Raw genomic sequence first — 21,778 nt, 5'->3', positions numbered from 1 at the left:
GCGTGACGACGCCTCTTCCCCTCCTCCGCTCTGTGGCTAGAATGAAAGCCATGGATCGAGCCCCTCACTCCCCGGACCTGACAGACGATTCCCGCCCCGCCGAGGCGGCTGAGAGCCGCAGCGAGAAGGCGTCGACAAGCGCCGTGCACAAGGATGCAGAACGGCCGCTGGAGTCGAAGCCTGTGCTCATCACCGGTATGTCCGGTGCGGGGCTGAATACCGCAGCCCGTGTGCTGGAAGACCTGGGCTATCACGTGGCGCAGAATCTGCCGGCAGCAATGGTGCTGGAGTTTGTGGATCTCTGCTTGCGCGAGGGCTCGCCGGTGTCGAAGTTTGCGGTGGTCACCGATGTGCGCTCCCGCGAGTTCAAAGGCAGCCTCGATCAAACCATCGCGGAGCTGAACGAGCGCGGCAATAATCCCACCGTCTTGTTCATGGAATCCCGCGATGATGTGCTCATCCGTCGTTTCGACTCGGTGCGCCGCACCCACCCCCTGCAGGGCTCCGGCACGCTACAAACCGGCATCGAACGCGAACGCGAGATGCTCTCGGCGGTGAAGGAACAGGCCGATGTGGTCATTGACACCTCCGAGATGTCCGTGCACGATCTGCGCCGCTCCATCGAATCGAGCTTCGCCACCCTGGAACGCCGCCGCCAGCACGTGACCGTGCAATCCTTCGGCTTCAAACATGGCGCGCCCGCGGATGCCGATATCGTGCTGGATGTGCGCTTTTTGCCCAATCCCTATTGGGTGCCGGAGCTGCGGCCCTTCCGCGGCACCGACCAGGCCGTGTCCGATTATGTGCTCTCCCAGCCCGGTGCGGAGGAGTTCATCACCGCCTTTTTGGCTATGCTCACCCCGATGACCACCGGCTATCGCCGCGAGGGAAAGAACTTCATCTCGGTGGCCGTGGGCTGTACCGGCGGGCACCACCGCAGCGTGGCAGTGGCCGAGGAATTGGCGCGCCGCATCCGGAACAACTTCAGCGATGTGGATGTGTCGGTCGCGCACCGTCACTTCAGCCGCAACTAACGGCGGCTCGCCCGCTGTCCTTATACGTTCCTCGTCGTTGCAGAAACGAGTTATACACCAACTATGTCTTCCCAACCTGCTGTGATTACCAGCCTTGGCGGGGGCCACGGCCTCTTCCAGACCCTTCGTGCTGCCCGGCTGTTGGCCACCGACTCCGTCAACGCCGTGGTCACTGTGGCCGATGATGGGGGCTCCTCGGGACGCATCCGCAAGGAGCTCAACCAAGTACCGCCCGGGGATCTCCGCATGGCGCTGGCGGCGCTATCGGCCCGCACCGAACACGGCCAGCTCTGGGAGGAGCTGCTGCAGCACCGCTTCGGCGGCAATGGTGCCCTCGCCGGACATGCCGTGGGCAACCTGCTGCTGGCAGGGCTAGGGGAGATCCTCGACTCGCCGGTGGCCGCCCTCGACACGGTGGCGCAGCTCGTGGGCTGCTCGGGGCGGGTGCTGCCCATGGTGGAAGAGCCCCTCGATATCGAAGCCGACGTGGCGGGGCTGGACGATGATCCGCGGATCATGCACCCCGTGCGCGGCCAGGTGGCTGTGGCCACCACCCCCGGCACGGTGCGGCGGGTGCGCGTGATCCCGGAGGCCCCGCAGGTCAGCGAGCACGCCCGGGAGGCCATTCTGGGCGCCGATATCGTCACCCTGGGCCCGGGCTCGTGGTTTTCCAGCGTGATTCCGCACCTGCTGGTGCCCGGAATCGTCGACGCCATCGCGGAGACGAAGGCGCAACGCATCGTGGTGCTCAACCTGACCTCCGAGCCGGGCGAAACGGCGGGCTTTTCCATCGAGCGCCACATTCACATGCTCTCCCAGCACGCGCCGCGGCTGCAGGTGGATCGCATCATCATCGACGCCGATACCCCCTTCACTCACAACGAGAAAAACTATCTCATCCGCGCTGCGCAGAAGCTCTCTGCGGAGATCGACTTTGCCCCCGTGCGTGGCCGCGATGAGGCCGGCAGGTACCTTGATACCCACGATCCGCAGCGCCTCGCCACGGCTCTCGAGCACGCCTACGCCCAGCGCTAGACGCACCACCACCGCATAGAACACAGGGAGGACCATGGCCTCGCTCACCGCGCGAGTCAAAGAAGAACTCGCCGTTTCCCGTTGTACCCGGCCCCAGGCCCGCGCGGCGGAACTGGCCGCTCTCATCCGCTACGGCGGCGAGATCGGCATCGCCCAGGGCCAGCCGGTCATCGACATCGAGGTAGATACCGAGGCCATCGCGACCCGCGCCGAGACCTTCTTCCGCGAGCTTTTCGACGTCACCCCGAGCATCACCACCCCCGGTCCTAGCTCGACCTCGCGGGATGGCCGCTATGTGCTGCACCTCGACGATGGCACCACCGATATCATTCGCCGGCTGGGGTTGGTGACCCGCTCGGGGCATCTCGTGGTGGGACTGCCGCCGCATATCGTCTCAGGCACCGTAGTGGAGATCGAGGCAGCGCTGCGCGGAGCGTTCCTCGCCTCCGGGCAGCTGGCCGATCCCGCGCGCTCGACCGCGCTCGAGATTGCCGCACCCTGCACCCTGGCGGCCTCCGCGCTGGTGGGTGGGGCGCGACGGCTGAACGTCAACGCCAAGGCCAAAGAAACCCGCGGGGTAGTGAAGGTGGTGATCAAAGACGGCACCGATATCGGGGTGCTGCTCGCCCGTCTCGGCGCCCATCTCACGCGACTGCAGTGGGATGAAGAGCGTATCAAGCGCGAAGACCAAGCGTCGGCCAATCGGCTCGCCAACTTCGACGATGCCAACCTTCGTCGTTCGGTGCGGGCAGCGGTGGCCGCAGCAGCCAAGGTGGAGCGGGCCATGGAGATCCTCGGCGACGATGTGCCCGAGCATCTCGTCGAGGCCGGCACACTACGCATCAAGCATCGTCAGGAATCTCTCGAGGAACTGGGGCGCCTGGCTGATCCGCCTATGACTAAGGACGCGGTGGCCGGGCGTATACGCCGGCTGCTGACGATGGCCGATAAAAAGGCCGCCGAGATCGGGGTGCCGCCGACCAGCGAGGCAGTGGTCGAAGAGAACCTCGAGGATATCTAGCACCCTCCTGTGGCGGGTGGTGGTGTTGTGGCTGCTGGGGCGCTTTGCCCGTGCCATCCATCCGCTGTCACAGTAACTGTGAGTAATCCCACTATCCTTTCGCGAAGGTGGAGGCAGGCGTAGCAATCGCCCCCGCCGCGCGGGAGGATTTTCACATTCGGGGGTGATGAGGTGCGCATGCGGTGGGAAATCGGGCGTCGGGAGATGGCAATCGCATAAACGGACAGAGAAACCTTTTTGTTTTATTGGTTTTCGGGAGTGGATGCGGGCATGAATGGGCGTCGATAAGCGAAAAAAGTGGGGATCCGCCACTGCATAAATGTCGCTACGTCGGTAGAGTAAGTAAGCGACACCGGATGAGCCGACCGGCCCGCTGGCAAAGGTGAGTGTGGGAATCCACAACCGCCCCAGTGAGTAGGGGATTAGCCCCTGTGGGTGGCTTCATTCGGAGACAACATCCCCAATCTTCAAGGAGATCTTTCGTGACCATTCGTGTTGGTATCAATGGCTTCGGCCGCATTGGCCGTAACTTCTTCCGCGCTATTCAGTCGCGCGGCGCCGACATCGAGGTCGTCGCTTTCAACGACCTCACCGACAATAAGACTCTCTCCACTCTGCTGAAGTATGACTCCATCCTTGGCCGCCTGGGCAAGGAGGTCTCCTACGACGACGAGTCCATCACCGTTGATGGCCACCGCATGGTTGTGACCGCAGAGCGCGACCCGAAGAACCTGAAGTGGGGCGAGCTCGGCGTGGACATCGTTATCGAGTCCACCGGTTTCTTCACCGACGCTAACGCTGCCAAGGCTCACATCGAGGCTGGCGCCAAGAAGGTCATCATCTCCGCTCCGGCGAAGAACGAGGATGCCACCTTCGTCGTGGGCGTGAACCACACCGACTACGACCCGGAGAACCACCACGTGATCTCCAACGCTTCCTGCACCACCAACTGCCTCGCCCCGATGGCAAAGGTGCTGGACGAGAAGTTCGGTATCGAGCGCGGCCTCATGACCACCGTGCACGCCTACACCGGTGACCAGCGCCTGCACGACGCTCCCCACAAGGACCTGCGTCGCGCCCGCGCTGCCGCTCAGAACATCGTCCCCACCTCCACCGGCGCCGCCAAGGCTGTGGCCCTGGTTCTTCCGGAGCTCAAGGGCAAGCTGGACGGCTACGCACTGCGCGTGCCCGTGATCACCGGCTCCGCCACCGACCTCACCTTCACCGCTAAGAGCGAGGTCTCCGTCGAGGCTGTCAACGCTGCCATGAAGGAAGCTGCCGAGGGCGAGCTCAAGGGCATTCTGGCTTACTCCGACGATGAGCCGCTGGTGTCCACCGACATCGTTACCGACGCTCACGCCTCCATCTTCGACTCCGGTCTGACCAAGGTCATCGGCGACCAGGTCAAGGTTGTCTCCTGGTACGACAACGAGTGGGGCTACTCCAACCAGCTCGTCTCCCTGACCGAGTACGTTGGTGAGCGCCTCTAAGAGCCTCGGCTCTCTCCACGCCCTCCGCTGCGTCCCAGTCGTGAGACACGGCTCGGCGTAGACCCTACCTCGCGGCCCCGGGGTGTGCCTCGCGGCACACCACCGACGGGCCGCGTTTGGTTTCACTAGGCTTGACTAGCGAATAAGTGAATATCCACGGCACCACCCTTGAGCTGCGCGCTGGGGGGAGTGCCGCCCCAAGAGACACACTGTGTTGAAACATTTTTAAGGAGCTCAGCCGAGATGGCTTTGAAGAACATTCAGGATTTGATCAATGACGGCGTGGACGGCCGCTACGTCCTCGTTCGCTCGGACTTTAACGTGCCGCTGAACGAGAACCAGGAGATCACCGATCCGGGCCGCATCAAGGCCTCCCTGCCCACCCTCAAGGCCCTCACCGAGGCCGGCGCGAAGGTTGTCGTTATGGCCCACCTCGGCCGTCCCAAGGGCGAGGTCAACGCGAAGTTCTCTCTCAAGCCCGTCGCCGAGGCCCTGAGCGAGGAACTGGGTCAGTACGTGGCTCTGGCCGGCGACGTGGTGGGCGAGGATGCCCACGAGCGCGCTAATGGCCTGAACGAGGGCGATGTGCTGCTGCTGGAGAACGTGCGCTTCGACCCGCGCGAGACCTCCAAGGACGAGGCCGAGCGCGGCGAGTTCGCCGACCAGCTCGTGGCACTGGTCCCGGATGGCGCTTTCGTCTCCGATGGCTTCGGTGTGGTCCACCGCGCCCAGACCTCCGTTTATGATGTGGCCAAGCGTCTGCCACACTACGCCGGCTCCTTGGTGGAGAAGGAAGTATCCGTGCTTCAGGGCGTTGCCGAGGATCCCGCCCACCCATACATGGTGGTGCTCGGTGGTTCGAAGGTCTCCGATAAGCTCGGAGTGATCGAGGCACTGTCCTCCAAGGCGGACAAGCTAATCATCGGTGGCGGCATGTGCTACACCTTCCTCGCCGCACAGGGCCACAACGTCCAGCAGTCCCTGCTCCAAGAAGAAATGATCGACACCTGCAAGGAGCTGCTGGAGAAGTACGGCGATAAGATCGTGCTCCCCGTAGACCTCATTGCCGCCTCCGAGTTCAACAAGGATGCCGAGAGCAAGGTTGTGGATCTCGACTCTATCCCCGAAGGCTGGATGAGCCTGGACATCGGACCGGAGAGCGTCAAGCACTTCGCCGAGGTCATCGAGTCCTCCAAGACCGTGTTCTGGAACGGCCCCATGGGCGTGTTCGAGTTCGAGGCCTTCTCCGCCGGCACCAAGGGTGTTGCCCAGGCCATCATCAACGCCACCCAAAACAACGACAGCTTCACCGTTGTCGGCGGCGGCGACTCCGCAGCCTCCGTCCGCGTGCTTGGCCTGGATGAGGACGGCTTCTCCCACATCTCCACCGGCGGCGGCGCCTCCCTCGAATTCCTCGAGGGCAAGGAACTGCCCGGCGTGGCTGTGCTCGCCTAAACCCCACCACTATCACCCGCCTCAGGTCCGCGGCGCGCGACCGTGCTCCGCACCGGCCTGAGGCGGCAGGGGGCATTCCCCCGCAATCCACCACCTTTTGAGAGGACAACGAACACTTTATGGCTACCCGCACCCCGCTTATCGCCGGCAACTGGAAGATGAACATCAACCACCTCGAGGCCACCGCCGTCGTACAGAAGCTCGCCTTCGCCCTGCCGAAGGAGTACTACGAGACTGTCGACGTCGCCCTCACCGTTCCCTTCACCGACCTGCGTAGCGTGCAAACCCTCATCGAGGGCGACAAGCTGCAGATCAGCTACGGCGCCCAGGACGTCTCCCAGCACGACTCCGGCGCGTACACCGGCGAGGTCTCTGGCAGCATGCTCGCCAAGCTGGGCTGCTCCTGGGTCGTAGTGGGCCACTCCGAGCGTCGCGAGTACCACCACGAGACCGACGAGATCGTCGCCGCCAAGGCAAAGGCCGCTCTGAAGAACGGCATCAGCCCCATTGTGTGCGTCGGCGAGCAGCTCGAGGTCCGCGAGTCCGGCGAGCACGTCTCCTTCGTGGTCGAGCAGACCAAGGCCTCCCTGGCTGGTCTGGACAAGGAGGAGCTCTCCAAGACCGTCATCGCCTATGAGCCCGTCTGGGCCATCGGTACCGGCAAGGTGGCCTCCCCGGCCGACGCCCAGGAAGTCTGCGCCGCCATTCGCTCCGCCGTCGCCGAGCTGGCTTATGAGGACATCGCCGCCGGTATGCGCATCCTCTACGGTGGTTCCGTGAAGGTGGACTCCATCGCCGAGATCGTCTCCCAGGCCGATGTGGACGGCGGCCTCGTCGGTGGCGCCTCCTTGGACGGCGAAGAGTTCGCCAAGCTGGCCGCTAACGCCGCTCAGGCCGTGTCTTAAAATCCCACGCGGCACACACCTCGCGCCGTCTACCAGCCGTAGGCGGCGTTGGTGTATGCTTAGGGATCGTTCATCGGGCGGCGCGCCACCGGCGTCTGCCGCCCACGTCTTAACTGCCTAATCCAGAGGAGACACATGGTTCTCGCACTCCAAATTGTGCTGGTTGTTTCCGCACTTCTGATGACCCTGTTCATTCTTTTGCACAAGGGCAAGGGTGGCGGACTGTCCAGCCTTTTCGGTGGCGGCATGCAGTCGAATCTTTCCGGTTCGACCGTCGTTGAAAAGAACCTCGACCGTCTCACCATCCTCACCGCCTTGGTGTGGATCGGCTGCATTGTCGGTCTGAACCTGCTGCAGGCCTACGCCTCCTAGCTAGTGCCAGCCCGCGCGCACGACGTGCGGGATAGAAAATGCCGCGCCACCTTTTATCGGTGGCGCGGCCTTTGTGCTGCTGTGGGGTAGCCTGCGGAGCTCGGGCCGCTGGCGGCTAAAGCCGTGGCCTGGTCGCTATACCTCGCTCTGGCTCAGCGCATCGGTAGACACATACAGGGCTGTTTCCACTTCGCCGCGCGCCCCGCAGGCCGGCCACTCGGCGGGATCGCCGCCGTGCACCACATGGGAGACCGCCTCGGCCTTTTCCTCTCCAGACACCAAGAGCCACACATAGCGGCAGGACTGTACCCGCGGCAGAGTGAGGGTGACGCGCTCGGCGGGCGGCTTCGGGGAATCCTGCACGGCCATCACTGTGCCTTCGCTGGCGAGAGTCGCGGCGGCATGCGGGAAGAGGGAGTTGATGTGCCCCTCATGTCCCATGCCCAGCAGGTGGAGATCGATCAGCTCCGGCAGCGTCGCTGCGTAGTCTCGGGCAGCATCCTCCAAGCTGTTCTCACCTAGGCCATAGCCGTGAATGTGCGCTTCGGGGATGTCCACATGATCTAATAGCGCCGCGCGGGCCTGGCCTTCATTGGACTCCGGATCAGTGACCGGTACCGCGCGCTCATCGCCGAAATACACGTGCACCTTCTGCCAGTCCACGCTGCACTCACGCAAGGCCGCGAGGGTGCCGATACCCACCGAGCCGCCGGTGAGCACCACATGGGCCTCGCCGCGTTCCGCGATGGCCTCGGCGATGATATCGGCGATGTCGCGGGCCGTGCCCGTGCACACGGCCTCTTTGCTGTCGAATTCACGGATGGCCACAATAGATTCCATAGTGCGTGCTCCTTGCGAAAGGTAGGGGTTAGTCCGTGCCGGTTACGCTCGCTGCGCCGCCCGCCGGCTCATCAGCAGGGTGGACCCGCGAGATTCCGCGGAGGGCCTGGCCATAGGCGCGATCGGGGTCGAGGTGACGCAGCTCCTCGGCGAGACAGTCCGCGATACTGCGCCGCGACGCAGCCACCAAGGCATCGGTGGAGCCTGGCACTGAGACCCGCATGGTGCGCCGATCCACGGCCTCGACCACCAACGGCTCGGCATCCTTGCGGTGCAATACCAGCGTGAACACCGGCGAGGCGAGGCGGGCAAAGGCCACAGAGTGGCGCGCCACTGTGAGCCCCAGACGATCAGCCAGCCAGCCGCCGGCGAGCTCCACGGAGGGGGACTCCTGCGGACCGGTGATCTCCACGCCCACGATCTCGTGATGCGGCGGCCGATCCAGTGCCGAGGCCACCACACCGCGCCAGGTGGTCAGCCGCGACCACGCCAGATCGGAATCGCCGGGGGCATAGTTGCTGCGGCGGACGCAAATGGCGTCCTCGCGGGGATCAAAGAAGGAATCGGTGATGCGCCGCTGCGCGATCTTGCCGATGGGATCCTCGGCGGGAATCTCCGGCGCCCGCGAGGGCCACCAGGCCACGATCGGGGTGTCCGGCAGCAGCAGGGGAGTAACCAAAGAATCGATATGCGAGGCCAGCTCGCCGCGTACCCGCATGACCACGATCTCGGAGGCGCCGGCGTCGCCACCAATGCGAATTTCCGCGTTGAGGTTGTCCTCGCCCTCGGTGGGGTCGGGCAGCACCATGAGCACGCGGGCGGGGTGCTCGCGGGTGGCGTCGGTAGCCAATTCGATGAGTTCTGTGGTGTTGTCCTCGGTGGAGGCCACAATGATGAGAGTGAGCACGCGGCCGGTCATCACCTGGGAGCCGGTGTCGCGGATACTGACAAGCGCCTTAGAGATATCCCTAGACGTTGTGGAGGGCAGAGAAAAGATCACGGGAGACTTGTCTTTCCTTCGTTGGGGGCAGCGGACGATAGAGGGCGGGCCGTCATAGCTCGCGGTGGTCGCATTAGGGGCGACGCCAATGGCGTCCGTCGCGTTCCATCATAGTGTCGGCGGACTCTGGGCCCCACGTGCCGGCGCGATAGTCATCGGGCTGGCCGCGCTGCGCCCAAAACTCCAGAATGGGATCAAGGATCCTCCAGCTCAACTCCACCTCTTCATTGGTGGGGAAGAGGCTGGCCTCGTCGAGAAGCGCATCGAGGATGAGACGCTCATAGGCCTCCGGTGATTCCTCGGTGAAGGCCTCGCGATAGGAGAAGTCCATGTTCACGTCGCGGACCTCCATGGTGGAGCCGGGCACCTTGGAACCGAAGCGCATGAGTACGCCCTCGTCCGGCTGCACGCGAATCACCACGGCATTGGGGCCGAGGGTGCCCATGGTGGAATCCCCGAAGGGATTATGTGGCACATTCTTCAATACCACGGCGATCTCGGTGACACGACGGCCGAGCCTTTTGCCCGTACGCAGATAGAAAGGCACTCCCGCCCAGCGGCGGTTTTCGATCTCGAGGGTGCAGGCGGCGAAGGTTTCGGTATTCGAGTCAGGATCAAAGCCGTCCTCATCGCGCAGTCCAATGACCTTCTTCGAACCCTGCCAGCCGGCGGTGTACTGGCCGCGGGCGGTGGTCTTGCCGAGCGGATAGACCGGCTTCGTCGCCCGCAGCACCTTCACCTTCTCCGTCTGCAGCTCATCCGGGGAAATGGTGCGTGGCTCATCCATCGCCACCAGCGCCAGCAACTGCAGCAGGTGGTTTTGGATCACATCGCGGGCCGCACCAATGCCGTCATAATAGCCGGCGCGCCCACCCAGGCCGATGTCCTCGGCCATGGTGATCTGCACGTGATCAATAAACTGCGCATTCCAGAAGGGCTCGAAGAGTTGATTGGCAAAGCGCAGCGCCATGATGTTTTGCACAGTCTCTTTGCCGAGATAGTGATCGATACGGAAGACGGCATTCTCGGGGAAGACCGAGTTCACGATCTCATTGAGTTCCTTAGCCGACTCCAGATCGTGGCCGAAGGGCTTTTCAATAATCACGCGGCGCCAGGATTCGCCCTCGTCCTCGGCGAGACCGGATCGATCCAGCTGATGGCACACGTCGGTAAAGTGCGCCGGCGGAACCGAGAGATAAAAGGCCCAGTTACCGGCGGTGCCACGGGAAGAATCAATGGCGTCGAGCGTGTCGCGCAGCTTATCGAAGTCTTCGTCCACGTTGAGGTTACCGGTGACAAACTCCATGCCCTCGGCGAGCCGCTCCCACACGTTCTCGCGGAAGGAGGTGCGGGCGCCGTCCTTCACGGCGGTGCGGACATAGTCCTCGAAGTCCTTTTTATCCCACTCGCGACGTCCATAACCGACCAAGCTAAAACCAGCCGGCAGCAGCCCGCGATGGGCGAGATCGTACACCGCTGGCAGCAGCTTCTTGCGCGCCAGATCGCCCGTGACGCCAAAAATCACCATGCCGGAGGGGCCGGCGATACGCGGTAGGCGCTTATCGTGCGGATCCCGCAAGGGGTTCGACGGCGGCTGATAGTCCATGTCAGTCCTCTTCTGATGTGTGGATCGTTCCTGCGTTCTCACTACCCCAAATCTAGCGCGCACGCTGCAGCATTGACGACGCCGCCTTCTCGGGGTGCGAAAGCGAGCCGCTTCATTCTAGGCTGCAGGGCCATACAGCCGGAAACACCGCCTAGAGGGCAGATATTCCACTAGGCGGTGCAGGCTCGGCCGCTAGATGCGAGCGTCGATCTTTTCCAGCAGGTCATTCCAGCTGTCGACGAACTTCTCCACACCTTCGCGCTCGAGGGTGTCAAAGACGTCTTCGAAGTCCACGCCGAGCGCATCGAGCTGGCTGAACAGCTCGTCCGACTCTGCGGAGTGGCCGGTGAGGGTCTCGCCCTTGGCGCTGGCGGCAAGGGTCGCCTCGATCGTCGCCTCGGGCATGGTGTTCACCGTGTGCGGGCCCACCAGCTCGGTGACGTAGAGATCCGTGGGGTAGTCTGGGTTCTTCACCCCGGTCGAGGCCCACAGCGGGCGCTGTGCATGGGCGCCGGCAGGCAGATCGGCAGCGTCGAAGAGCTCCTGGAACACGTCATAGGCGCGGCGAGCATTGGCCACTCCCGCCTTGCCGCGCAGTGCCAGCGCGTCCTCGGAGCCGATCTTTTCCAGTCGGGCGTCCACCTCGGTGTCGAGGCGGGAGACGAAGAAGGAGGCCACCGAGTGAATAGTGGAGACATCGTGGCCGTTCTCGGCGGCGCGCTGAATGCCCTCGATATAGGCGGCAACAACCTCCCGGTAGCGGGCCACGGAGAAAATAAGGGTGACGTTGACGCTGATGCCCTCGGCCAGCGCATCGCTGATCGCCGGCAGAGACTCCTCGGTGGCTGGGATCTTGATCATCAGGTTCGGACGGTCCACGCGCTGCCACAGGTTGCGAGCCTGCACCAGCGTGGCCTCCCGCTCAGCAGAGATGCGGGGATCAACCTCGATGGAGACCCGTCCATCGACGCCCTTGGTCTGCTCATAGACCTCGGCGAAGGCATCGCAGGCGCGACGCACATCGTCGATCGCCATGGCGTAGACGGCCTCATCCGCGCCCAGACGGGAGCTGGCGAGCTCCTTGAGCTGCTCATCATAGGCGTTGCCGGTGGTCATGGCCTTGGCAAAGATCGCCGGGTTGGTGGTGACGCCCTTAATGGACGTGGAGGCGATCATCTCGGCGAGGTTGCCGGAGTCGAGGCGATCGCGCGAGAGATCATCGAGCCATGTCGAGGTTCCGAGCTCATAGATGTCATCGATAGTGCTCATAAACTGCACACTCTCCTTGAGAGCTAGTGGGGTAATGGATGCCCACCACCATAGCCCCGGTCGCGGCGGACCGGTGACGGGTATGGCGATGGGCAGAGGATGATTAATGAGGATGCTTAGCGGGAGAGGCTCTTCTTGGCGGCGGCCACCACGGCGTCGGTGGTGATACCGAACTCCTCGAATAGCTTCTCATAGGGGGCAGAGGCGCCGAAGTGCTCCAGAGACACGGCCTCGCCCTGGCTGCCCAGCCACTGGTACCACGGCATAGCCACACCGGCTTCCACGGACACACGGGCGGTCACTGCGGGAGGCAGCACCTCGTCGATATAGTCCTGGTCCTGCTCGGCGAACCAATCCATGCAGGGCATGGAGACCACGCGGGTGGCGGTACCCTCGGCCTCGAGGCGCTGGGCGGCCTCCACAGCCAGATGCACCTCGGAGCCGGTAGCCATGAGGATCACATCGGGGGTCTCAGCGGACTCTTGCACCAGTACATAGCCGCCGCGGGCCACGCCCTCGATAGCCTTATCCTTGGTGCCCTCCAGCACGGGGATGTTCTGGCGGGTCAGCGCCAATCCCTTCGGGCCCTTGCGGTACTCCAGTGCCGCCTTCCACGCGGCGGCGGTCTCATTCGCATCCGCCGGGCGCAGCATGGACATGTTCGGGATGGCGCGCAGCGAGGCCAGCTGCTCCACCGGCTGGTGGGTGGGGCCGTCCTCGCCCAGGCCGATCGAATCGTGGGTCCAGACATAGAAGGCGTCGGTACCCATGAGGGCGGCGAGACGCACAGCCGGACGCATGTAGTCGGAGAAGATGAGGAAGGTTCCGCCATAGGGGCGGGTGCCGCCATGCAGGGCGATACCGTTCATGATCGAGCCCATAGCGTGCTCGCGGATACCGAAGTGCATATTGCGGCCATAGGGGCTGGTGGACCACGTATCGGTGGTGATCTCCGTCGGGCCGAAGGAATCGGCGCCCTTGATCACGGTGTTATTGGAACCAGCCAGGTCGGCGGAGCCGCCCCACAGCTCGGGCAGGGTGGCGCCCAGGGCCTGTAGCACGGCTTCGGAGGCCTTGCGGGTGGCCACGCCCTTGGCATCGGCATCCCAGGTGGGCAGCTCATCGGCGTAGCCCTCGGGCAGCGTGTAGGCCTTGAGGCGATCGAAGAGGGCGCGGTTCTCGGGATTGGCCTCGGACCAGGCATTGAACTTCTCGGTCCATGCCGCCACGTTCTCCTTGCCGCGCTCCACGGCCTCGCGGGTGTGCGCGATCACGGCGTCGTCGACGGCGAAGTGTGCCTCGGGGTCGAAGTCGAGCTCGCGCTTAATGGCGGCCACTTCTTCCTCGCCGAGAGCAGCGCCGTGGGAGGCGCCGGTGTTCATGGCGTTCGGGGCGGGGTAGGCGATCACCGAGCGCATACGAATGAAGGTGGGGCGCGAGGTCTCAGCCTTGGCCTGGGCGATCGCCTCTTCGATGGCGGTCACATCTTCGCCGGTGACCTCGAGCACCTGCCAGCCATAGGCCTCATAGCGCTTGGCGACGTCCTCGGTGAAGGCGATGGTGGTGTCATCCTCGATAGAGATGCCGTTATCGTCCCAGAACACGATGAGGTTGCCCAGCTTTTGGGTGCCGGCCAGGGAGCACGCCTCGGCGGTCACGCCCTCCTGCACATCGCCATCGGAGGCGATGACATAGATGAAGTGATCGAAGGGGGACTCGCCGGGGGCGGCCTCGGGGTCGAAGAGACCACGCTCACGGCGGGCGGCCATAGCCATGCCCACAGAAGAAGCGAGGCCCTGGCCCAGCGGGCCAGTGGTGATTTCCACACCATCGGTGTGGCCGTACTCGGGGTGTCCCGGGGTGAGCGATCCCCAGGTGCGCAGCGCCTTGAGATCGTCCAGCTCGAGGCCGAAGCCCGCGAGATAGAGCTGGATGTACTGGGTCAGCGAGGAGTGGCCGCAGGAGAGCACGAAGCGGTCACGGCCAGCCCACGTGGGATCGTGGGGCGCGACGTTCATGACGCGGTGGTACAGGGTATAAGCCAGCGGGGCCAGGCTCATGGCGGTGCCGGGGTGGCCGGAGCCGCAGTTCTGGACGGCGTCGGCGGCGAGGACGCGCGCGGTATCCACGGCGCGAGTGTCCAACTCAGTCCACGTCTCCGGGTAGTTCCGGGTGGTGAATTCCTTCAGCTCAGGGGAAAGGGCCACTGCTTCAATCATCCTTCTTATCAGTGCTGGTTGTATGGTCGCGTCCACCGAAACTGTGAGACCCACCCGCGTTGGGGTGGGGCAGGGGCGGTGGCCGCGGCAGTGCGCGACGGGGCCACGCACAATCGTTCACCAGTGTAGTGGGTGCAGCGCCCGCGCACCCACACGCGGTAGCGGTGTTTCTCACACCCCACGAATGAGGTCGATCCCACCCTCCCACACGGTGGGAAGGTGTGGCGGTGATTCACCTTCGGCGCTGGCGCACGCTAGGATTAGGCCCTTGGTGGCTGTCATGGCCGCCGCCGCGACCCCTGGTGTGGGTTGCGGCACACTTATTCGGTAGCAGCCCGCCCCCGTAGAAGCGGGGTACGGAATTCGAGTCCGCATCAGGGATGCGCGTTGGGTTCCCGAACCACTAGGGGGCGGCGTGTGGGAACTTTTTTGCCCCGGCCACCGACTACTCTCGAGGTGGACTGCGGAATTTTTCATGCAGCGAACTGAGAGTAGACGCACCGATGCCACCGTCCTGTGCGTTGTGCACGGGCCGCGCGGCGAGCACCAGACAGCAATAACCAGCGACGAGCGATGTACACCTGTGGGAAGGCGATTTCTTGGAGACGATCAAGGCTTATTTTGCGCTGACGAAGCCCAGAGTGATCGAGCTTCTCCTCGTGGCCACTTTCCCCGCGATGCTCCAAGCCGATCGCGGCTCCATCGACCTCGTCCTCATCCTGCTTACCCTCATCGGTGGCTGGATGGGCGCGGCCGCCGCCAATACATTCAACATGGTGGCTGATGCCGATATCGATCAGGTGATGGCCCGAACTTCCACGAGGCCGCTGGTGAAATCGAGCGTCTCTACCCGCAACGCCGCCGTCTTCGCCTGGGCGCTGACCGTCGCCAGCTTCCTCTGGCTGTGGCTACTGTGTGGCTCGCTGACCGCCGCGATGTTGGTGATGGTGACCATCGCCTTCTATATCTTCGTCTACACCAAATGGCTGAAGCGTCGCACCCCGATGAACGTGGTCTGGGGCGGCGCCGCGGGCTGTATGCCCGTGCTCGTGGGCTGGGCGGTGATTACCGATAACATCCCCAACCTCGCTAATGCCCAGTGGTGGCAGGCCATTGTGCTCTTCCTCATCATCTTCTTCTGGACCCCGCCGCACACCTGGGCGCTGGGAATGAAGTATAAGAAGGACTATGCGGCCGCGGGCGTGCCCATGCTGCCGGTGGTGGCCACCGAAACGCAGGTGACCAAGCAGATCGTGGTCTACACCTGGATCACCGTGGCGACCACGCTGCTGCTCTTGCCTGCGACCGGTTGGATCTATGCCGTGGCTGCCGTGGCTGCGGGCGTGTGGTTCATCATGGAAGCCCATCGCGTGCACCGGCTCACCGCCGCCGGTGATCGTTCCAAGCCCTACCGGCTGTTTATCATCTCTAATAACTATTTGGCCGTGGTATTCGTGGCGCTCTCCGTCGACGCCGCCCTAGGGATACAGACCCTCGGCGAAGGCTTCGGTTGGGGCCAGATCCTCTTCTAATAGCGGCACCAGCCCAGCCGGTCCCCAGCGACAGCAGCACCCTCGATGCGTAAGAGTTCATCACAGGCATCGAGGGTGTCTGTAGTCTGTGCCCCGGGGCACGCAGCGTCTTAGATTTTCAGCACAATCGAGCCGGTGGTGGCACGGCTCTGCAGATCACGATGCGCCTGGGCGGCGTCGGCAAGATCATAGACACCGCCGACTCGAACGTTGAGGTTGCCGTCGATGATCTCTTGGGTGACGGCCTGGGCGCGACGGGTGAATTCGCCTTCGAGGCTGGTCCACGCGCCGATTGAGGGGCGGGTGAGATAAATGGATCCGTGGGTGTTGAGCAGCTGCGGGTCGAAGGGCTCCACCGGCCCGGAGGCGGCGCCGAAGAGACACACCACGCCCCGCGGCTTCACCACCTCGAGGGACTCGTGGAAGGTCGCTTGGCCCACGCCGTCATAGACCACATCCACGCCATGCCCGCCATTGAAGCGTCGTACCTGCTCGGCAAGGTTCTCGGAGTAACGAAAGACCTCGGTGGCGCCGGCCTCATAGGAAAGCTCGGCCTTCTTATCGGAGGAGGTAACGGTGTAGACGGTGGCCCCGCGCAGCCGCGCGAACTGGGTGGCCATCAGGCCCACACCACCCGCGCCGGCGGTGATGAGGCAGCTATCGCCCTGTTTCAGGGGATAGACGCCATCGGTGAGATAGTGGGCGGTAATGCCCTGCAAAAGCATGGAGGCCGCCACCTCGGGCTCGATGCCCTGAGGCACCGCTACGAGACGATCCCGCGGCACGGTGGCGTATTCCGCATAGGAGCCAAAGCCATCGCACCAGGCGACGAGGGTGCCGGCGGCGATCTCGTCCTGGGGGTCATAGGCCACCCGCCCAGTGCCTTCGAAGCCGATCGTCATCGGCAGCGAGGAGTGATAAATGCCCTCGCGATAGTAGGTGTCGATGTAGTTGACGCCCGCATAATCTACGGACACCAGCACCTCAGAATCGCTGGGCTCGGGAACGCTGACCTCACGTAGTTGGAGCTTCTCGACGCCACCAGGTTCCTCCACGCAGATCGCGCGCATGGTGCTGGGGACAGTGTTCTTTGATGCGGTATGTGCAGTCATAGTGTCGATACTAATGAACAACCCCAGCACCGCGCTGCGGGTTGAGCAGCGGGGTACTGGGGGAGAGGAGTTCGGGGTATCAGGAGCGCGCTAGTTCTTCGCGGCCTTGTTGCTGCGATCCTCTTGGATGATGGTTCGTTTGTCATCGCCCGCGGGAGAGCCGGTGACGAGCGCCGATCCTTGGCGGCGAGCGTAGTGGGCGTAGACCACCGCGGTCAGCGCGGTGCACACCGAGCTCATGCCGACGTGCACGGGCACGGTCCAGGCAGGAATGGACCAGTTGTACTGAATGATGCCAACAGCGCCTTGGACGACGACCATAGCCACTAACCAGAAGCCGAGCTTGACGATCTTCAGCTGGGTCTTCACCGCCACGAAGGCCACGGCCAAGCCAATGGTGAGGCCGAGGTAGAGATACATCGCGTGCGCGTGCAGATTGGCGATCTCGACGATGTCTACCTGCAGGCGATCCTCGGGGCGGATCTCAGCGTCACCGGAGTGCGTTCCGGCGCCGGTGACCATGGTGCCGGTGATCACGGTGATCAGCAGCGCCACGGCAGCGCCGGCGGCGAGCCCACGGAGAGCGGCCGGATAGTTGAAAGTGATCGTGCCGGTATCGGGCTCTTGGACGCGTACAAAGAGTATGCCGGCGAAAAATACCAGCAGGATGGAGGGGATAAAGTGCAGGGCCACCGACCACCACTGGAGGTTGATGAGCACCGAGACGCCGCCGATAATTGCCTGCAGCACGATGCCGAGAACCTGTACCCATGCGAGATTGATGATCTCCTTGCGGCGGCCAGCGGAGAGTACCGAGAGCAGCAGCATGCCGGCGAAGATAATGAGCACGAAGGTCAGCAGACGGTTGCCGAACTCGATGGCCTGTTGAATCCACGGCGCTGCCCCAGCCACCGGCACGAAGGAGCCTTCGTGACATTGTGGCCACGTATTACACCCCAATCCGGAGCCGGTGACGCGCACAATGGAGCCGGTTACGGTGATGCCGCCTTGGGCGATCAGCGTAAATAGGGCAAGCAGGCGCTGGGTGGATACTTTGGGCGACTGGCTGCGCAGACCCATGCGACGATTCTGCACGGGTTGCGGCGGCGTTGGGGTCGATGCGTGGGTACTCACAGTTGTCCTATTTTATTGTCTGACGTGGCTGAAAGAAACTTAGGCGCGCATGAGAATGCAGAGGTGTGACACGTCTCTAGTCGTGGAACTTAAACCAGCGATTCGCCGCCCACATGGCTGCCACTGCCCACAGCACCAATATGAGCGCCTGGACGAGGGGGAAGGTGCCGTTAAAGGCCCGGTCGAGGCCGATGGCCAATGCCACCGAGGGCACCGCATTCAGCAGCCCGGCGGCGTCGGGGTCGAGCATGGAAAAACCGGCGATGCCGATGAGGATGAACCAGATGAGATTGGCCAGCGCCAGCACTGCCTCGGAGGAGAGTGTGCCGCCGAGCAGCATGCCGAGCGAGGTGGTGACGCACAGCCCGATGACGAGCATGAGCGCGGCATAGGCCACCCCGAGGCCGCTGGTGTGCCAGCCGAGGAGCAGGGCGGTTCCGCCGATGAGTACCACCTGCACGATGGTGACCACCACCACGGCGCAGATCTTGCCCACGATGATGGCCCAGGCCGGTACTCCCGAGGCGCCGATGCGTTTCAGTGCCCCGTAGCGGCGATCGAAGGCCACCGCGATGGCCTGGCCGGTAAAGCCGGAACTGAGCGCCGCAATGGCGAAGGTAATGGGCACCGCGAGGGCGATGGGGTCGTCGAGATCAAAGACGTTGACCTTGCTTATGCCCAGCAGCAGGGCGATGGGAATGATCACGCTGAGCAGTTGCTGCTCGCCGTGGCGCAGGAAGAGCTTGGATTCGATCACCGCCTGCGCCCACACCATGGCCGGCACAGAGGCTCGTTCGGGATCCGCACGAAATGTGCCCGCGGGGAAGGGGGTGTGCGCGCTAGTCACTGATTATTCCTCTTTTCTCTGCTTCAAGTCCGTCATGCAACGTGGGGCGCTGGCGCTGCTAGGAGCGCATCTCGCGTCCGGTGAGATCAAGGAAAACATCCTCGAGGGTGCGATGGTTGGTGGATATGCTGCGCAGCAGCACATCATGGGTGCAGGCGGTGGTGGCCAGAGCTGCGATCAGCTCCGGGGTGGCCGCCGCCTGCACGCGATAGCTGCGGGGGTGGGTCTCCACGACATTCGCCCCCACGGCGGCGGAGAAGGCTGCGGTATCGATACCCACGCTGGTCTCAAAACTGATATCGGCGGCCTCGGCGCTTAAGGAACTGAGCTCCTCGGGCGTGCCCTCGGCCACGACGCTGCCGTGATCGATGATGACAACCCGATCGGCGAGCGCCTCGGCCTCATCCATGAGGTGGGTGGTGAGGATGACCGTCAGCCCGTCCGCCTTGAGGCTGCGGATGATCTTCCACACTTGCAGCCGCGATTGGGCATCCATGCCGGCGGTGGGCTCATCCAAAAAGACAAGTTCTGGGCGGCCGATGAGGGCACAGGCCAAGGAGACGCGCTGCTGTTGGCCGCCAGAAAGCCGCCGGTAGTTGGTTTTTACCAGCCCCTCGAGGCCGAGGGTATGCAAAAGCCAGTCCACATCGAGGGGGCGTGCCGAATAGGAGGCCACCAGTCGCAGCAGTTCTCCGACCTTGATGCCTGGGTAGGTGCCGCCGCCTTGGAGCATGATGCCGATGCGACGGCGGACCTGCTCTGGGTGGGTCGTGGGGTTGATTCCCAGCACCTCAATGCTGCCTGCGGTGGGCGTGAGGAAGCCTTCGCACATCTCGATCGTGGTGGTCTTGCCTGCGCCATTGGGGCCAAGCAGGGCCACGACCTCACCGTGGTCCACGCTGAGACTGAGCGCGGCGACGGCCCGGGTGGCCCCGAAGGATTTGCTTAGCTCTTTAAGCGCGAGGGCGGGACCTGGGGCCGCCGTTCGATCTCTGTGCTCAGTATTCACAACTCGATAGTCTATGATACCCAGCCGCCGCGTGGCATAACCTGCCCGCCGTGGCGCGCATCCTGTGCCGCTTATCGACGCTTAGTCCCAGCCAACGATCCCGCGACGGCGCAGGAAAACGTAGACCAGGGTGAGGAAAACCACGCCCAACAGGGCAGAGCCCACATAGATGGCGATCACTGTGGTGGGGGGAAGCGACAGCCCGCGCGGCATGATGAACAAACTGAGTAGGGCGCAATAGCCGGCCGCTCCGGCGCGGAAGAGCCGCCGGTTGGCCCAGGCGGCGAGGGGCAGGATTGCCCAGAGCATGTACCAGGGATGTACCACCGGAAAGAGAATCACCAGCATGAAGGTGGCCACTCCCAACCCACCAATGGGATGGATGGTGCCGCGATAGGTGGCAAAAAGCATGCGCACCATGAAGGCGGCTGCCAGCAGCAGGCCCACCCCGCGAGTGATGCTCAGCAGTGCCTCTGTGTGATCGCCGAGTTCGAGCAGCATGCCGATCCAACCGCCGATCACCCCGATGTCTGTGGTGAGGGAGAGCCAGGAGCGGATGGTGGCCGCGCCGCCTTGGCCGCTGATCCAGCCGGTGGGGATGCCCGTGAGCGCGGTGACGGCCGCCACGGAGCCGACGAGTATGGCGAGCTGCACCGCGCCCGCGCCGAGGACCGCCACGGCCGTGTGGCGCCCGCGGAGATGGATATGACGAGCGAGTGCCATACCGATGAAGCCGAGGCCGATAAAGCCGGTGACTTTCACCATGCCGGCGCTCGAGATCAGCACCCCGCTGGCCACCACCAAGCCCCACGCCTGCCAGGCCGGTCCCTTAAGGGCGCTGAGACGGTCGATGCCGCGCAGCCCCAATTCCATGCCGAGTAGTACGAGGCCCAATTGGATCGACTCATTATGAATTCCGCCCACGAGGTGCAAGATGGCTAGGGGATTGAGAATGCCCAGCCACAGCGCCGCCTGTACGGACACCCCGCAGCGGGTGGCCAGCTGGCTGAGCGCCCAGGCGGCGAGAAGCATGCCCACCAAGCTGACGATGCGATGGGCGAACACCCCGGCCGCGATCGAATCGCCGGTGATCTTCGCGATCACGGAGGCGATGCCGAGCGCCACGGGGCCATAGGGCGAGGGGGAGTGGGACCAAATCAACGGCACCGAGCGGGCCAGCACATCATCGGTGCCGAGGATGTCTACTGGGCCGGCGCTATAGGGGTCGAAACCGCGATGCACGATCGCCCCCTGCGCCAGATAGGAATAGATGTCTTGGGTAAACAGGGGAGCGGTGAAGAAGATCGGCGCCACCCAGGCCACGAAGGTGCGCGCCAGCATGGAGGTCGATACCAGCACCCGCGAGTGCCGGGGGCGGGCGATATCCGCGCCCACAAACGGGGCGATGAGCAGCCATGCAATCACCATCAACCCCGCCCCGGTGATCACCAAGATGGAGGAGGTTTGGATCATCCGCCCCATGATCGAACCGCCGGGGAAAGAGGTATAGGGATCGCCCAATACCGGCTTTGCCCCAGCGCCCAGTCCGCCGAGGGCCAACATCAGTGCCCCGAGGGTGCCCAGCCAGCGCAGCGTCGCAAAGCGAGCAAGCTGCAGTGGATCCATCCGCCGTGGGGCGCGGGAGCTGGATACAGGGAGGAGATCATGGCCGGTGGCGGCGCGCACGATCGTGGACCCATTCGCCTCTGACTCGGCGCCAATGTGCAGACTGGCCGAGCGCGAGCCAGCGTGGCCGAGACGCGGCAGGGTTGCCTTGAAATCATCTGCTGCTGCGGCCGCGCGCCGGCGGCGGGGCTGTTGGGTATCCGACACAGCTATGAGTCTAAAACACTGCCGGCACATCGTTGGAGCGCGCTGTCCGGCGAGGATCACGTTTG

18 protein-coding genes are annotated in these 21,778 nt (G+C 63.9%); 8 read left to right on the top strand and 10 right to left on the bottom strand.

Going from position 1 to position 21,778, the window contains the following annotated elements; all coding sequences use genetic code 11:
• Window positions 1-167: 167 nt before the first annotated feature.
• From rapZ to secG, 7 genes are all read left to right on the top strand, one after another.
• Window positions 168-1,034: an RNase adapter RapZ gene (rapZ, locus tag GBB14_RS00715; protein WP_192796099.1), complete on the top strand. Its 867-nt coding sequence runs from the start codon at window positions 168-170 to the stop codon at window positions 1,032-1,034.
• A 63-nt stretch (window positions 1,035-1,097) separates the two neighbouring features.
• Window positions 1,098-2,069 carry a uridine diphosphate-N-acetylglucosamine-binding protein YvcK gene (gene yvcK / locus GBB14_RS00710; protein WP_151528726.1) on the top strand — a complete coding sequence of 324 codons (972 nt, stop codon included), beginning with the start codon at window positions 1,098-1,100 and terminating at the stop codon, window positions 2,067-2,069.
• 34 nt (window positions 2,070-2,103) lie between these two features.
• Complete coding sequence (gene whiA / locus GBB14_RS00705; protein WP_151528727.1) at window positions 2,104-3,090, top strand: DNA-binding protein WhiA; 987 nt, start codon at window positions 2,104-2,106, stop codon at window positions 3,088-3,090.
• A gap of 482 nt (window positions 3,091-3,572) precedes the next feature.
• Entirely contained in the window at window positions 3,573-4,580 is a 1,008-nt protein-coding gene (gene gap, locus GBB14_RS00700; protein ID WP_151528728.1) for a type I glyceraldehyde-3-phosphate dehydrogenase, read from the top strand.
• 243 nt (window positions 4,581-4,823) lie between these two features.
• Complete coding sequence (gene pgk / locus GBB14_RS00695) at window positions 4,824-6,035, top strand: phosphoglycerate kinase (protein WP_151528729.1); 1,212 nt, start codon at window positions 4,824-4,826, stop codon at window positions 6,033-6,035.
• 119 nt (window positions 6,036-6,154) lie between these two features.
• On the top strand, window positions 6,155-6,940 hold the full coding sequence (tpiA, locus tag GBB14_RS00690; protein WP_151528730.1) for a triose-phosphate isomerase: 786 nt from the start codon (window positions 6,155-6,157) through the stop codon (window positions 6,938-6,940).
• Window positions 6,941-7,075: 135 nt separating this feature from the next.
• Window positions 7,076-7,312, top strand: a complete 237-nt coding sequence (secG, locus tag GBB14_RS00685; RefSeq protein ID WP_018019764.1) for a preprotein translocase subunit SecG — start codon at window positions 7,076-7,078, stop codon at window positions 7,310-7,312.
• A 135-nt stretch (window positions 7,313-7,447) separates the two neighbouring features.
• Here the strand turns inward: secG and pgl are convergent, their stop codons facing one another.
• The 5 genes from pgl to tkt all read right to left on the bottom strand — a co-directional run bounded on the left by pgl (window position 7,448) and on the right by tkt (window position 14,234).
• Window positions 7,448-8,152 (bottom strand): 6-phosphogluconolactonase, encoded by a 705-nt coding sequence (gene pgl / locus GBB14_RS00680; RefSeq protein ID WP_151528731.1) that lies wholly within the window; start codon window positions 8,150-8,152, stop codon window positions 7,448-7,450.
• 28 nt (window positions 8,153-8,180) lie between these two features.
• Entirely contained in the window at window positions 8,181-9,152 is a 972-nt protein-coding gene (locus GBB14_RS00675) for a glucose-6-phosphate dehydrogenase assembly protein OpcA (RefSeq protein ID WP_151528732.1), read from the bottom strand.
• Window positions 9,153-9,225: 73 nt separating this feature from the next.
• On the bottom strand, window positions 9,226-10,758 hold the full coding sequence (gene zwf / locus GBB14_RS00670) for a glucose-6-phosphate dehydrogenase (RefSeq protein ID WP_151528733.1): 1,533 nt from the start codon (window positions 10,756-10,758) through the stop codon (window positions 9,226-9,228).
• A 192-nt stretch (window positions 10,759-10,950) separates the two neighbouring features.
• Window positions 10,951-12,027, bottom strand: coding sequence for a transaldolase (gene tal, locus GBB14_RS00665; protein WP_151528734.1), 1,077 nt, complete (start codon window positions 12,025-12,027; stop codon window positions 10,951-10,953).
• A gap of 116 nt (window positions 12,028-12,143) precedes the next feature.
• A complete protein-coding gene (gene tkt / locus GBB14_RS00660; protein WP_192796074.1) occupies window positions 12,144-14,234 on the bottom strand; it encodes a transketolase in 2,091 nt (696 codons plus the stop codon).
• Window positions 14,235-14,845: 611 nt separating this feature from the next.
• Between tkt and GBB14_RS00655 the strand changes: the two genes are divergently transcribed.
• Window positions 14,846-15,778 carry a heme o synthase gene (locus tag GBB14_RS00655; RefSeq protein ID WP_151528735.1) on the top strand — a complete coding sequence of 311 codons (933 nt, stop codon included), beginning with the start codon at window positions 14,846-14,848 and terminating at the stop codon, window positions 15,776-15,778.
• A 110-nt stretch (window positions 15,779-15,888) separates the two neighbouring features.
• Here the strand turns inward: GBB14_RS00655 and GBB14_RS00650 are convergent, their stop codons facing one another.
• The 5 genes from GBB14_RS00650 to mptB all read right to left on the bottom strand — a co-directional run bounded on the left by GBB14_RS00650 (window position 15,889) and on the right by mptB (window position 21,713).
• Window positions 15,889-16,848, bottom strand: coding sequence for a quinone oxidoreductase (locus tag GBB14_RS00650; protein ID WP_151528867.1), 960 nt, complete (start codon window positions 16,846-16,848; stop codon window positions 15,889-15,891).
• A 132-nt stretch (window positions 16,849-16,980) separates the two neighbouring features.
• A complete protein-coding gene (locus GBB14_RS00645) occupies window positions 16,981-17,970 on the bottom strand; it encodes a heme A synthase (protein ID WP_151528868.1) in 990 nt (329 codons plus the stop codon).
• 130 nt (window positions 17,971-18,100) lie between these two features.
• Window positions 18,101-18,871 (bottom strand): ABC transporter permease, encoded by a 771-nt coding sequence (locus tag GBB14_RS00640; RefSeq protein WP_151528736.1) that lies wholly within the window; start codon window positions 18,869-18,871, stop codon window positions 18,101-18,103.
• A 58-nt stretch (window positions 18,872-18,929) separates the two neighbouring features.
• Window positions 18,930-19,880, bottom strand: coding sequence for an ABC transporter ATP-binding protein (locus tag GBB14_RS00635; protein ID WP_151528737.1), 951 nt, complete (start codon window positions 19,878-19,880; stop codon window positions 18,930-18,932).
• A gap of 81 nt (window positions 19,881-19,961) precedes the next feature.
• Complete coding sequence (gene mptB / locus GBB14_RS00630; RefSeq protein WP_151528738.1) at window positions 19,962-21,713, bottom strand: polyprenol phosphomannose-dependent alpha 1,6 mannosyltransferase MptB; 1,752 nt, start codon at window positions 21,711-21,713, stop codon at window positions 19,962-19,964.
• Between the last annotated feature and the right edge of the window lie 65 nt (window positions 21,714-21,778).

This window comes from Corynebacterium sp. 51B, assembly GCF_008930785.1.
Lineage (GTDB): Bacteria > Actinomycetota > Actinomycetes > Mycobacteriales > Mycobacteriaceae > Corynebacterium > Corynebacterium megadyptis.
Note: the sequence above shows the minus strand (reverse complement) of the source record. Positions and strands in the feature narration are given on the sequence as shown.